This is a genomic window from Psychrobacter sp. TPE 89C (genome assembly GCF_055522395.1).
Genome location: NZ_JBVFXW010000016.1, coordinates 1 through 14,689, shown reverse-complemented (window position 1 = coordinate 14,689; position 14,689 = coordinate 1). Strand labels below are relative to the sequence as shown.

The 14,689-nt window shown below is 41.5% G+C and carries 11 protein-coding genes; 8 read left to right on the top strand and 3 right to left on the bottom strand.

Annotated elements, in window-relative coordinates; translation table 11 throughout:
- Nucleotides 1-420: 420 nt before the first annotated feature.
- Nucleotides 421-1,980 (bottom strand): alanine/glycine:cation symporter family protein, encoded by a 1,560-nt coding sequence (locus ACZW67_RS06755; RefSeq protein WP_465182646.1) that lies wholly within the window; start codon nucleotides 1,978-1,980, stop codon nucleotides 421-423.
- A 1,089-nt stretch (nucleotides 1,981-3,069) separates the two neighbouring features.
- Here ACZW67_RS06755 and ACZW67_RS06750 point away from each other — a divergent pair.
- From ACZW67_RS06750 to ACZW67_RS06735, 4 genes are all read left to right on the top strand, one after another.
- Nucleotides 3,070-3,702, top strand: a complete 633-nt coding sequence (locus tag ACZW67_RS06750) for a LemA family protein (protein ID WP_197102369.1) — start codon at nucleotides 3,070-3,072, stop codon at nucleotides 3,700-3,702.
- A gap of 249 nt (nucleotides 3,703-3,951) precedes the next feature.
- On the top strand, nucleotides 3,952-5,124 hold the full coding sequence (locus ACZW67_RS06745) for a TPM domain-containing protein (RefSeq protein WP_465182645.1): 1,173 nt from the start codon (nucleotides 3,952-3,954) through the stop codon (nucleotides 5,122-5,124).
- Nucleotides 5,125-5,216: 92 nt separating this feature from the next.
- Nucleotides 5,217-5,741 (top strand): TPM domain-containing protein, encoded by a 525-nt coding sequence (locus ACZW67_RS06740; RefSeq protein WP_197217931.1) that lies wholly within the window; start codon nucleotides 5,217-5,219, stop codon nucleotides 5,739-5,741.
- A gap of 192 nt (nucleotides 5,742-5,933) precedes the next feature.
- The gene (locus ACZW67_RS06735) at nucleotides 5,934-6,932 is read left to right on the top strand and encodes an adenosine deaminase (RefSeq protein ID WP_465182644.1); all 999 of its coding nucleotides are present in this window, start codon (nucleotides 5,934-5,936) and stop codon (nucleotides 6,930-6,932) included.
- A 164-nt stretch (nucleotides 6,933-7,096) separates the two neighbouring features.
- Here ACZW67_RS06735 and ACZW67_RS06730 read toward each other — a convergent pair whose 3' ends face one another.
- Complete coding sequence (locus tag ACZW67_RS06730; protein ID WP_465182643.1) at nucleotides 7,097-7,897, bottom strand: NAD-dependent deacylase; 801 nt, start codon at nucleotides 7,895-7,897, stop codon at nucleotides 7,097-7,099.
- 35 nt (nucleotides 7,898-7,932) lie between these two features.
- On the opposite strand from ACZW67_RS06730, the gene ACZW67_RS06725 reads away from it, so the two are divergent.
- Nucleotides 7,933-8,313: a hypothetical protein gene (locus ACZW67_RS06725; protein ID WP_465182642.1), complete on the top strand. Its 381-nt coding sequence runs from the start codon at nucleotides 7,933-7,935 to the stop codon at nucleotides 8,311-8,313.
- Nucleotides 8,314-8,832: 519 nt separating this feature from the next.
- Here the strand turns inward: ACZW67_RS06725 and ACZW67_RS06720 are convergent.
- Nucleotides 8,833-10,005, bottom strand: a complete 1,173-nt coding sequence (locus tag ACZW67_RS06720) for a Fic family protein (protein WP_465182641.1) — start codon at nucleotides 10,003-10,005, stop codon at nucleotides 8,833-8,835.
- Between the two features lie 425 nt (nucleotides 10,006-10,430).
- Here ACZW67_RS06720 and ACZW67_RS06715 point away from each other — a divergent pair, with 425 nt between their 5' ends.
- The 3 genes from ACZW67_RS06715 to ACZW67_RS06705 form a co-directional block, all read left to right on the top strand.
- Nucleotides 10,431-12,821, top strand: coding sequence for a type I restriction-modification system subunit M (locus ACZW67_RS06715; RefSeq protein ID WP_465182640.1), 2,391 nt, complete (start codon nucleotides 10,431-10,433; stop codon nucleotides 12,819-12,821).
- Nucleotides 12,821-14,164, top strand: coding sequence for a restriction endonuclease subunit S (locus ACZW67_RS06710; protein WP_465182639.1), 1,344 nt, complete (start codon nucleotides 12,821-12,823; stop codon nucleotides 14,162-14,164). The genes ACZW67_RS06715 and ACZW67_RS06710 overlap by 1 nt, the downstream gene beginning before the upstream one ends.
- A partial coding sequence (locus ACZW67_RS06705) for a hypothetical protein (protein ID WP_465182638.1) occupies nucleotides 14,161-14,689 on the top strand: 529 nt, incomplete at its 3' end. The genes ACZW67_RS06710 and ACZW67_RS06705, both read left to right, overlap by 4 nt.

Genomic DNA, 14,689 nt, shown 5'->3' with positions numbered 1-14,689 from the left:
CAGCTGATTCAATGCAACTGTGAGTCTAGATAGCTGATGACAAGGGCATAGATATTGAATTTTTCAGCGAGACCAACGTTAGTACTTTTTGATATCACTATTTTGACCATAGTCTTTACTCATTAAGACTTGCGGTTAGCGTAGTAGAGTGGATGTCTCATGAGTGCATAGAGATAGAGGCAAATACAGAGGCACACCACATCTGTATAAGTACATAAGAGAGTAGGTACGTATCCTATGACTAGCTCTATTGTGTATAGCTCTATTGTGTATAGCTATATTGCATCTAACTATATTTTAGCAGTGCCTGTTTTATATTTATTCATTGAGACTACACAAATAAAAAAGCCCAAGACACTTGTCTTGGGCTTTTTTTAGAGGCTTAAAGAACCACTACTTTAAAGAGTTTTAGTAAACGTATTACTTAGCTTCTTTGTTGAGTGGATTTGCAGCCAATCTTTGTTGCTCTTCTGCATGACGCTCTTCCCAATAAGTCGCATTCTTGATACCAAATTTCTTAGGATCAAACACGAATCGTTTGGCAGTGGTGCCGCCACCAGCTTTGAGCTGTGCTTCGTAATCTCTTAGGATATCGATAGCAGGGCGTGCGACAAAGAAGATCACGATGATACCAACGATGTTCAACCAAGCCATCAGGCCAACACCAACGTCGCCAAGTCCCCAGATATATCCAGAGCTGTTTAGTGCGCCATAAGCAACCATAAACATGATGATAAGCTTAACAACGAACTGACCCGCTTTACTAGCGCCTTTGCCCATAGAGCGGGTAAGGTACGAGATGTTGACTTCGGCGATGTAGTAGTACGCCAAGATAGTTGTAAAGGCAAAGAAGAATACAGCGATGGCAATGAACGTATTACCAAAAGTACCGTAAACTGATTCCATCGCCATTTGGGTGAATGCAGGTGCGTTGATTTCAGTAGTCGCTGCTACGTTTTGAACCAAGAACTGGCCATCAGGTAACGTGCCTTGAATGTTGTACATGCCTGTAGACAAAATCATGAAGGCAGTCGCAGAACAAACAAGTAAGGTATCAACATAAACTGAGAATGCTTGTACCAAACCCTGCTGTGCTGGATGATCAACCGCAGCAGCTGCGGCAGCGTGAGGACCTGTGCCCTGACCAGCTTCGTTTGAGTAAATACCTCGCTTCACACCCCAACCAATAGCAGCACCAAAGCCCGCTTGAGCAGTAAATGCATCACCAATGATTGAACCAAATACGTGAGGGATCATGCTGAAGTTAGAGAACATGATAAGTAGGGCTAAGATAATATAACCTACTGCCATAAATGGTACAGCGTATTCAGTAAAGGTCGCAATACGTTTGATACCACCAAAGATGATGAATCCTAATACCACTAAGATAATACCAAGGGCGATAATACGAGTTGTGCCAGTTTCGATACCCATGAAGTTCATGACTGAACCTTCACCGGCGACCTGAGCCACAGCATTGATAACACCGTTCGCCTGTACACCAGGTAAGAAGATACCACAAGAAACGATAGAAGCAATGGCGAATAAAATACCATACCACTTTTGACCAAGCGCACGCTCGAAGTAGTAAGCAGGGCCACCGCGGTATTCACCCGTGACAACATCACGCTCTTTATAAATCTGACCCAAGGTAGATTCAACATAAGCGGTTGAAGCACCTAAGAAGGCCACAACCCACATCCAGAATACGGCACCTGGACCACCAAAACCAATGGCAGCAGCAACACCAGCGATATTACCCATACCTACACGACCGGCTAGAGAAACGGCTAATGCCTGAAATGATGAGATACCATCATTATCAGGTTTGCCCTTAAACAGCAATCTAATCATTTCACCGAATAGGCGGACTTGTACAAAACGCGTTAAGATGGAATAAAATAGACCCGCACCTAAGCACAGATAGATCAGCGCAGGGCTCCAGATAATTCCGTTTACTAAGTTAACTAAACTTTCCATATTTATATTCCTAGTACTGTCTCAAAGTAGCTCTGTATGCTAGGAGTAAGCTAACTGGTTAACTTACTTATTTAAGTTAAGCAGTTAAATTAGCTACATCGACTCATGTATATTACTTGAGTCTCATACGTGCTTGGCCACTAAGAATGGACTGTAGTTTTCTGTGTTTATCCGCGTATATTAATAGCAATATTGACCGTTTATATAGTGCTTGCTATTGACAATATTAGTATCAACGGATAAAACAGGCAGTTATATAATTAAATACTTATCGTAGTGATAGTATTCAATTTGCTATGAGCCGTTCCGATTGACTACACTATTGGCATGGCTGATTAAGTTTAGCGAGTGACTATCTATAACTACTTACTATAACTATCTAGTAGTTAACTGATATTTATATAGAAATCAGAAGTTCACTAATACTAATCATACTATAAGTCCACTACCAAATGTATTCAAACCGTACGGCTACGTAACTGCAATTTGCCATATTTTTGTACCAATTACTAGAATTTTCTTTTTATATAACTATATGTATGTATATTTGATGAGTTGAATAGGGTCATAAACAAGCATAAAACATCATATGTTTCGTCATTCTGTAAGTTTCGAATTTTGGAATAAAGACATATTGACGAATTGTAAATAAATAGTCTCTGTGATTGGCTGTAAAATCCACAGGAAAGCAAAGGGTAAACTCGTAGAAATGTCATATTTTTGGCGGGGTTTACGGGGTGTTTGAGGGATGTTATCGTTCGATAATCAGTAATAGAAGCAAACGAGCGAAAACATATAGCGGTTGTGTTTTGGTAATCATGAATTGTAAATATGCCGTGATGGCATCATCATTGCTAGAATACCTTGCAGAAGACGATATGACATTTTATAGATAGAGGTACATAAACAGGGGTATGATAACGACTACGCTAGCAATGCCTTTATCAGTCTTTGTAAGGTTATATAAGCAATATAGAGCTGTGTAAGCATTCAAAGTCAGTATCCAAAAATTATTAAAAAGTACTCAAAAATTATTAAAAAACGTGTTACTAAGTATTTTGTTATTTACCATTATCAGGAGAAACAACGATGAAGCGTCAATCAATTGTAAAACCCATTATGTTGGCAGCCGTATTAGCGACTTCTACCGTTGGTCTAAGCGGCTGTGGCTATAACAACCTGCAGGCGCAAGATGAGCAAGTGACAGCATCGTGGTCAGAAGTGGTCAACCAATACCAGCGCCGTGCTGATTTGGTGCCAAACCTAGTCAAAGTGGTACAGCAGTATGCAGAGCAAGAGCAAGAAGTATTCACTCAGGTGGCAGAAGCTCGCTCACGTGCTGGTGGTATCACGGTAACGGCAGAAGTGCTCAATGACCCAGAAGCGATGGAGCGTTATGCTGCTGCGCAAGAACAGATGACTGGTGCGCTATCACGTCTAATGGCCGTGTCTGAGCGATATCCTGAGCTAAAATCAGATGCATTGTTCCAAGATTTGCAAGCTCAATTAGAAGGGACTGAAAACCGTATTACGGTCGCGCGTAACCGTTATATTCAAGAAGTACAATCGTATAATACGACGGTGCGCCAGTTCCCAACCAATATTACGGCCAAAGTATTTGGTATGGATACCAAGCCAAACTTTAGCGTGGCGAATGAAGAAGCTATCTCAACGGCGCCGACTGTTGATTTTGGTGATGACGATGCAGCGAGTGCTCAGTAAAGCACATTGAATGAAGCTATCGATAGAAACGTGTTAGCGGCTCTATTCGTGTAGAGTAGTCGGCCAGATTTATTTTAAAGGTATTGATAAGTATGAATACCTATCAATTTACAGTTAGTTAAAGGTAATTTGGATATAGAGCAGGCGAGTAATAGTACTACAGATGGTAGACTGAGCGCGCCTGATGCCATAACCAATTTATATGAAACTGACTATAGTACAGATGTCATTTGAGGTGGTATAGATTAGATGAATCATTCAAAAGCAATCTTATCAGTATTACTGCTCACACTCAGCGTCAGTGGTGCGCCTATGCTACACGCTGCGCCTAACGATACAGTTGCCGCGACCAATAGTACGTCGAGCTTGCAAGATCGTAGTGTCGAGGATTTGGTGGCACTTGCCAAGGCAGGTGAGTCCAATGAAGCTATCAACGATGCCGTGTTGGGTAATGACGCTATCAATGATGCCGTCCTTGGCAACGAGGCGATTAATCCTAATGTGGCTAATGATGAAGCGACATCAAGCTCGCAGCCAACCGCTCAAGCACCAATACAGTCAAATGCAGAGAGTGTCGATGCTGATAAGCTGATACTGAACTCGCCCGTGGTTGACCAAGCCAATATCTTAAACCCGCAAGAAAAACAGCGATTAGAGGCACAGCTTAGAAGTATTTATCAGCAAGGTTTTGCCCAAGCCGCAGTGGTGATTGTTCCTACCACGAATGGTGTACCCATATTTGATTACGCATTAGAAGTGGCTGAAAAGTGGCAGTTAGGTAATGAAGATATCGATGATGGATTACTGATGGTGGTCGCTGTTAATGACCGTGATATGTATGTTTTGACAGGTTACGGATTAGAGGGTGTGTTACCAGACGCTGCGGTCAGCCGGATTATTCGTGAAGATATCACGCCGTTGTTTAAGCAAAATGACTATGGTGCTGGGATACTGGCAGGTGTTGGAGCGTTAAAGGCGCGCTTGACTGCTGATCCTGAGGTATTGGCTCGTGCTGATGCGCAAGCAGCCGAACGTAGTACACAGCAGGGATCTGACGAAGTGCCGTCGCCTATTTTCTTATTTATCATGGCGATGATATTCGGTAGCTTTATTACCAATATCTTTGGTCGTGTGTTTGGCTCTATCCTGACGACAGGTGGCTTCTTTGCTGGCTCACTCGCATTGGGTGGTGGCTTTTTCATGACTGTGATTATGGCAATATTTTTATGGCTATTTTTGATTTCACGTGGCGGCGGTGGCGGTAAAGGTGGCTCTGGCGGTGGTCGTAAACGCGGTGGCATGATATTCCTGCCTGGTATGGGCGGTGGTAGTAGCGGCTTTGGCGGTGGTGGATTCGGTGGCGGCGGCTTTGGCGGTGGCGGTGGTGGATTTGGCGGCGGTGGTGCTGGCGGATCATGGTAGACGCTGGCTAGAACTCTTGATAAAACTAGAGCTCTTGATAAGAACAGATACTAAATCCCCATTAGCAATGACGTACTTGAGGAAATAATACAATGGCAGAAAACAACACTTCAAATCCCAGTTTTGCCCGCTGGTGGCGTCAAGTTTTGTTTGTCCCTCTCTTGCATAGTAAGTGGCTAACAGAAGATGCCAAAGCTCGTCTTACAGAAAAGGTAACACAAGCAGAGCGTGGGCATCGCGGTGAGGTGTTTTTGATTGTAGAAAACCATCTGCCTATTCAGGACGCTTACCATGTTGGCTGCCGCGCACGTGCGATTGATTTGTTTAGTGAATATCGCGTTTGGGATACTGAAGAAAATACAGGTGTTTTAATCTATGTCAATGTTTGCGAGCATCAGCTAGAGATCGTGGCGGATCGTGGTATCAGTGCTCACGTTAGCCCAACTGTTTGGCGCGCGATGTGCGACAAAGCCGTATCAGGTATTGCCAATCAAAAAACAGAAGAAAGTTTGGCTGAATTATTGGATGAAGTGGGACAAGTAATGCGTCAGTATTATCATCTTGAGCATGATCCAGCGGGTAATGAGTTGTCTGATACTGTGGTGTTTTTAAAGTAATGTTTATCATCGTATCTGATAGCCGTTTTTTTAGATTTTATCGCTTCTCTATGGTTTCAGCCTCAATTGAAATATAATAGCGTTTCTAGAAAGAGAGCGATTGAGATATAACTTAAGCATATATACAAATACCGCATTTATAAAAGCCTTTCTTGATAACACCCTAATATAAAAAGTCACTACTGGAACACTATGATTGATTTAATACAGAAACTACCGAAAGCTGAACTGCACTTACATATCGAGGGCTCATTAGAGCCTGAGCTGATGTTTAGATTGGCAAAAAAAAACCAGATAGAAATTCCGTATAAAGACATAGAAGACGTGCGTAATGCCTATAACTTCACTAATCTGCAAACGTTTTTGGATATCTACTATGCAGGCGCAAACGTCCTTATCACCAAAGATGACTTCTATGATTTAACATGGGAATACATTCTGAAGTGTGTTGAAGACAATGTCATTCACACAGAGATATTCTTTGATCCACAAACCCATACCGAAAGAGGCGTGCCTTTTGAAGCGGTAATTACGGGTATCAAAGAAGCACTCGCGGATGCTAAGGAAAAATACGGCATCACTTCTTGCATTATCATGTGCTTTTTGAGACATTTATCACAAGAAGAAGCTTCTAAAACGCTAGAAGAAGCAATGGCATTTAAAGATGACATTATCGGTGTCGGTCTTGATTCTTCAGAATTGGGAAACCCTCCTTCAAAGTTCAAAGATGTCTTTAAAATGGCAGAAGAAGCGGGCTTTAAATTGGTCGCACATGCTGGCGAAGAGGCCGATTTTTCTTATATCTACGAAGCATTGGATTTATTGAACATTAATAGAATAGATCATGGCGTGCAGTCTATAAAAAGCCCAGAGCTGATGCAAAGACTTAAAGATGAGCAAATGCCGCTGACCGTTTGCCCGAACTCTAATATTGAACTCAAGGTCTTCGGGAATTATAAAGAACACAATATAAAAGAGCTGCTAGATTATGGTCTGAATATCAGTGTCAATTCTGATGATCCAGCGTATTTCAAAGGCTATATCAATCAAAACTTTATAAATATCTGTGAAAACTTACCGTTAACAGAAGATGATATCGTTACTTTAGTAAAGAATTCGTTTAGATCGTCATTTATAGATGATGAGTTAAAAGCAGCATATCTAGCGAAAGTGGATCTGGCACTACAGTAAATCAACTATGATTAGTTTTTATTATCCAAGGCTTAATGGTTTATATAAATCGTTAAGCCTTTTTTATTATGCTACTAGGACACTTTTATTCAATGGAATCATCATACGACATAATACTTAGCTCTATTTCATATCGGATGTCAGTATCAGTCATATCGTTACGGCTATAGCGCAGTAATCTCTTGTATTAATAGTGGCAGAATGATGCCCGCTTTTTCTGCTAACGTTATATCAACGAGTGTATTCGGCGTCGGGTCTGGGTTTATCTCGATAATTTTGGCGGCATTCTGTTTGGCTAACTGCGATAGTCCAGCAGCGGGGTAGACGAGACTTGATGTGCCAATACTAATAAATACCTCGCAGTTAGTCGCAGCAGTTTCAGCTGTTTGCCACTCATCTATAGGTAACGCTTCACCAAACCATACGATGTCTGGCCTGATATATCCATCGCAATACCTACAGGTCATCAGTGTTTCATCAAAGCTAAGCGTATTTTCGCCGCTATATGAGTTCCTTGCTTGATTTGGATAGGGCATCTCGCATTGACTACAACGATTGCACCACAGATTGCCATGTAAATGGGTCACGGTACTACCAGCTTGCTCGTGCAAGTCATCAACATTTTGGGTGATAAGTGTCACTTGCTGCTCGGAGGACTGAGCATGATACTGCCACTGTGCTAAGGCATCATGTGCTGGATTTGGCGTTTTATCGGAGACCACTTGCCGGCGCCATTGATACCATGACCATACTAGCTTCGGATCACGGATGAACGCATCTGGCGTGGCTAAATCTTCTACGCCATAGTTCTCCCACAATCCTGTTTGCTTGTCTCGAAACGTTGGGATACCGCTTTCTGCAGAAATGCCTGCCCCTGTCAAAATGCAAATACGCTGTTTCGATTTCAATAACTTAGTAGCAAGTTCTACTTCTACTATTAACGCTGGTGATAATTCTGCTAACATGAGCCAACCCTTGCTAATGATGGATGTTTTTTCTTATGATAGATGGAATTTGGTGGCTTGTCATACTGTTTGCCGTTATCGCAGTCTTATGGATGTTGGCAAAGGCGCGTGGTGCTAAAGCGGGCGAAAAATATAGCCACAAACATAGCCACAAAATGAATGCAAAGGCGAATAAACCTATTAATGATAGCCTACAAAAAACCTCAGCATTATTGAAGCAGTATTTCCCTGATTATCGAGTAAACCGTAAAGCGAATCATTTATTGCTCAGTAAGCAAGACAAAAAAATCGCGATGATTACCATTGATAAAAAAATAGACGTTGGTCAACGTCGTTTGGGAGATGTTCCTGTGATTAATTACCACCGTGTGCCTAGTCGCGCTCAGTTGACTGCTAACTTGCAAGACGCAGAATAATTTTTTATATAGGTGAGAGATTGAGAAGTATATGGGCACAGAAAAGCCGCAAACATATTGAAGTATGTTTGATAAGTATGAGCAATTTGGGGTAATACTAAAGAAGGGTGGAGCAAGGCTGGAACATAATGATTGGTGCGCTCGGCGGGAGTCAATCATAAAGCTATAAGTCTCTGTTATCAGTGCTTGAGAGATTGTTGTAAATTAATTTAACAACAGATTTAACAACATTTCGTTATCGCTAAAGATCAGAATTTATGTATAGGTTGGCACAACTTAAAGACATAAAAATGTCTGAGCAACCAATCCCTGATAACTATTCAGGGGCTTGCTCAGACAACTTAAATATATCAATGGATAATGGTAATGTCAATCAAGCTAAAACCCCAGTTAAATGAGCATTAGCCAACATTGCACACTTTACACGCATATTCACAGAAAGCTGCGCGTTTAATCATTTGAATTGAAAGTATAAGCTTTGTATTGCGCTTAGAAGCACCTATACGTTCAAAAGCTCTCTTAAATCGCTAAAAGCAGTTTTCCATCTTGCTCAAACAGAAAGCCTTCGTCTATTAAAGACGCTATGTCTCTATAAAAGGTTCTTTCTGTACGGTTACTATACAGCGCTTTGATTTGTGGATTACGCAATAATGCAGCAGGGGTATATATATCATTAAGCCCCATCATGACCATAATAGTATTAAACTGTCTTTCAGAGATATTCTTATTAAACTTGGCATTATTTAAACTACCTTGATACAGTAAAAAACCAATCAGCTGATTACATTGATCATGTAGATCATTAATAGTTTGTAGCATGCCAGCCATTACAAAATCAATAAAAGGTTGGTTTGGCCTCTCTTTTTTAGCTTTGGCTTGCTTACGACAATGGTTAAATAAAGCGAAGTATTCATGAATGTTTTTTTGATAGTAATGCCATATGGCCGATGATGACAGCCTATATCCTGATTGCTCGTATATCAACATCTCAATCAATCGACCCGTTCTACCATTGCCATCCCAAAAGGGATGGATAAGCTCAAAATAGTAATGAGCCAGACTGGCTCGAATAATGACATGCTGGTTAATAATAGCAGGGCTATTTAGCCATTCAATCCAAGCTTGTAATAGGTACTCAATATCTTCAAGGCATTTAGGAGGCTGATAACGCCCTCCATGTTCTGCATTACCGACATAGGTTTTTTGCCATTTTTCATTATCTCTAAATTGTCCGACTGGGTTATGTCCCTCATCTAAGCCTTGCGATACTAAAGCATGCAGGTGTGTGATATCTGCTAATGAAAATGCTCTACCTTGTGTAGGCTCAAACTTTGGATTACGTTGTTTATTGACCCATAGCAAAGCATCTTTTAGATTAAACAATCGTTTTTCGGCTGATTTCTGAATCTCTTTCGGGTTCGCATGTAAAATATCACCCGTTTCTTCTTCGCTAAATTCTCCACCTTCAATGGTATTTGTGCTGTAAACACTACTCACCAAAACCTTTTCTTGAATTTGGTCTATAATTTTTGCGGCTTTTGGTGTTTTATTGAAACGTAGTTGGGCATCATCAATACGATTTAATAGGGCTTCATCGGGTAAGCTGCCCAACGTAAACGTAAATGATCCAGACCGATAAGTCATGACTCTAAGTGTGCCATCATCAATCCACTCTTTAGACTGCTCTGCCATAATAGATAACCCTAATTTGTCAAAGAAAATGTCAAAATAATTATTGTCTAAGATTATTATATGACAAGGGATGTAGTAAAATATATACTAAAAATGTCAAAGAAAATGTCAAACGTTTTGACTCATTAAGATGAAAAGCACCTACAGGCATACAAAATAGGCGCAAATAGTGCACGTTTTCTTTACATCTCTTTTGCATTGTGCTAGTGGCTTTTACTGTGGCTCCTAGTCTATTGATTGAATTGAATAAAGGTCAATGAAAAGTTGATCTTCTTACTTACTGCTACAAATCTCATATTCAGACTTGCCGAGTAATGTCGAATACCCTTATGATGGTTATATTTTGTCTAGAATGGGGTAGTACCTCATCGTTGACACACGATCTATATCCTATATCCCTGCCCAACAAATAATAAGACGAACCCATGACCAAAAACTTCTCTCAAACAGCGGCTTTCATTTGGTCTGTCGCTGACCTATTACGTGGTGACTTTAAGCAATCTCAATACGGCCGCATCATCCTGCCATTCACACTACTGCGCCGCTTAGAGTGCGTATTAGCAGACACCAAAGCTGCTGTAGTGGCCGAGAGTGAGCGTATCGCTGAAAAGGGTCTGCCAGAGGAAGCACAAGAGAAGTTCATCATTCGTGCCAGCAAGCATGCATTTTATAATACCTCGCCCATGGATTTGAGCAAGATGGGTCAGAGCGATATTAAGGACAACCTTAATACCTACGTGCAATCTTTCTCTAAAGACGCGCGTGAGATATTCGAGCATTTTAAGTTTGAAGAGTTTGTCGGGCAACTGGCCGATGCCAACTTGCTGTATAAAGTGGTGCAGAAGTTCGCCAATACGGATCTTAGCCCTGACGCTATCTCTAACCATGAAATGGGCTTTGTGTTTGAGGAGCTGATTCGCCGCTTTGCTGAGAGCTCGAACGAAACCGCTGGGGAGCATTTTACTCCGCGTGATATCGTGCGCCTGACCACCTCACTGGTGTTTATGGAAGATGATGACGCGCTGACCAAAGACGGCATCATTCGAACCATTTATGACCCGACGGCAGGTACGGGCGGTTTTCTATCCTCTGGTATGGAATACGTGTTAGAGCTGAACCCTGATGCGGTCATGCGTACCTATGGGCAAGAGCTTAACCCTGAGTCTTATGCCATCTGTAAAGCCGATATGCTGATCAAAGGGCAAGAGGTGAATAACATTAAGCTGGGCAATACGTTATCTAGTGATCAACTGGTCGCTGAGAAGTTTGACTACATGCTATCGAACCCACCGTTTGGGGTAGATTGGAAAAAGATATCAGGTGAGATCAATGACGAGCATACACAAAAAGGCTTTGATGGTCGCTTTGGGGCGGGCTTGCCGCGCGTGTCTGATGGTTCGCTATTGTTCTTGATGCATCTGATTAGCAAGATGCGTCCGATTGTCAGTCAGGGACAAGGTGAGAATGAAGCGACTGATAGCAGCAATCAAAGCAGCGCAAACAGCACTCAAGGCAGCCGTATCGGTATTATCTTAAATGGCTCACCGTTATTTACAGGCGGCGCAGGTAGTGGTGAGAGTGAGATTCGCCGCTACATCCTAGAGGCCGATTTACTTGAAGCTATTATCGCTCTACCGACCGATATGTTCTATAACACGGGCATTGCCACCTATGTATGGGTGCTCAGCAATAAGAAAGCAGATGAGCGCCGTGGCAAGGTGCAATTAATCGACGGTAGTAATCTATACAGCAAGATGCGTAAATCACTGGGCTCTAAGCGTAATGAGATGAGTGAAGACGATATCAAAACCATTACCAAAAGCTTCGGTAACTTTGAGGTGGTCGATGCGCGCGTACTCGATAAGCCAGAGGAAGTAAAATCCAACCGTGGTCGTCAATCGGCAAACCCTAAGACTGAGGCTGCCAAAACCTTTGCCAGTAAGATATTTGCCACTCATGAGTTTGGCTATCGCCGTCTCACCATTGAGCGTCCACTTCGTCTGTCTGCTCAGCTGTCTGATAGCGCCATTGATAGCTTGCGTTATGCGCCTAAGCCTTTTGATATGGTCATGCCAGCACTGTATGAGGCATTTGGTACTAATTGGACAACTGACAGCAATAATAATAGCTATGGTGATCTATCAGCAGTCACTTTAGAAGCGCGTGCAATGATTAAGGCCGACTTTAGCGAGCTAAAAGAAAGCCAAATTAAAGACGTACTGGCGGCTAAGCTATGGCAGTCGCAGCTTGCCCTGATGAATAAAGCTAAGGCATTACAAACGGTGATCGGTGACAGCCAATTTGATGACTTCAATGAGTTTGATAAAGTGTTTAAACAGGCGTTAAAAGATACTGATGTCAGCTTGGACACTAAAGAGAAGAAACAGCTGCTAGACGCCATCACGTGGAAAAACCCTGAAGCAGAACCCGTCATCAAAAAAGCAGTCAAGGTTGCCAATTCGCTCTATGGAGCGTTTAGCTACACTGACCCTGCCAGCAAGAGCAAAATAGTAGAGTTCCAAACAGACAGCGACTTGCGCGATTATGAAAACGTACCGCTGAATCCTGAGTTGACGACGACTGAGCTGATTGAAAGTTACTTCGCCCGTGAAGTACAGCCGCATGTGCCTGATGCATGGATCAATAGCGACAAGACAGATGCCATTGATGAAGAGATTGGCATCGTCGGCTTTGAGATACCGTTTAACCGTCATTTCTATGTGTATGAGCCACCGCGTCCGCTAGCTGAGATTGATGCGGACTTGGATGCGGTTAGCACTGAGATTATGCAGTTATTGGGTGAGGTGCATTCGTAATGGCTGAATCAGTAGCGAAGTATCAGCAATATGATGAGTATAAAAAGGTAACTTTGGGGTGGCTTGATAGTCTGCCTTCACATTGGCAGGTCAAAAAACTAAAATACTTAGGCGATTCGATAATTGGTCTCACTTATTCACCTGACGATGTGGTGCAATTTGAAGATAAAGGGACTCTAGTTCTTCGTTCATCAAACGTTCAGAATAAGAAACTAGCATTTGATGATAATGTGTATGTTAAAAAAGAAATACCTGAAAAGCTTCGGAATCAGTTAGGAGATATCTTAATTTGTGCACGAAACGGTAGTAGAGCTTTGATTGGTAAAAATGCAGAAATTGATGAGTCAGCAGTAGGACTCACCTTTGGTGCATTTATGATGATTTTTCGTAGCGAACATAATAGATATCTATCCTATGTTTTTAATTCAGCAATATTTGAATATCAGTCTGGGACGTTTCTTACAGCTACTATTAACCAATTAACTTCTTCAAATTTAAATAGTTTTGAAGTACCACTTCCTTCAAAAGCTGAACAAGCCAAAATCGCCAACTTCCTCGACCACGAAACCGCCCAAATCGATACGCTAATCGAAAAGCAGCAAACCCTTATCCAACTGTTAAAAGAAAAGCGCCAAGCGGTCATCAGTCATGCGGTGACCAAAGGCTTAAATTCTGACGCGCCAATGAAAGATTCGGGCGTTGAGTGGTTGGGGAGTGTGCCTGAGCATTGGGAAGTTTCAAAGCTTAAATTTGAAAGTGAGATTATTGACTGCCGTAATAAGACTCCTGAGTATTTTGAAAATGGTGAGTACTTTGTAGTTAGAACAACTAATGTGAGGCATCAAAAGTTAAACTTTAATGGCGCTTTGTACACAGATAAAAAGAATTTTGATATATGGACACAAAGAGGAGTACCGCCAGCTGGCTCTATCCTTTTCACTCGTGAAGCGCCTACGGGTGAAGTTTGTCTAGTACCAGAAGATTTGAAGTTTTGTATGGGTCAGAGAATGATGAACTTCATTGCTCATGATGAAAGCTATACAAACTACCTTTTCGATTATTTAATTTCAGATTGTCTTGATAGGTATATTAACAGCGTCTCACATGGAAGTACTGTAAGCCATTTGAGAGTTGAACAAGTTCAAAATATTCCTGTGCTAGTTCCTCCCTTAGATGAGATTGCGCAAATTCATAATCATATAGAGAAGTTGAAATTAAGCTTTGACGATATTGAGCTAAATGCTAAAAAAGGCATTCAACTCATGCAAGAACGCCGCACGGCTTTAATTTCTGCCGCTGTCACGGGTAAGATTGATGTGCGGGGCTGGGAGAAAGATCAGTGAGTTGGCTAATCGATTTAAAAGAAATTATTTTCCCAGTATTATTATCCATACTAGGTATTTTAGGTACAGCTTACAAAGCGATTAAAGAGGGTCATACATCAAGAAAAAACAGACTCGAAGAGTTCAAGAGTCTGATAGATAGACGTGGTGATATCAGAAAATACAATAGGTTTCATCAAGACTTAGAAGTTAGTAACGTTAGATATCTGAAAGGCTTTAACTGGTTAGAAATAGAATCAATCCTCAAAAAAGACATAGGAATTGTGACACTTAAAAATTTAAGGGTGCTTAGTAAGCGGCAGTTTATGGCTCTAGACGATGACAATATCATCTTGCCAGAAAGCTCTTATGTTATTGTTAAGCATCTTAAAAATCCAGTAAGCTATTTTTTAATTATCAATTTCTTATGCAGTGCATTCGCCCTTTTTGTTGTATTGAACTCATCTCCATTCAATTATCTGCTGTTTTTTGGTGCTTTAATATATACATTAGTTTCTGAAGTTTTAGCTATCTATAACTTTGATG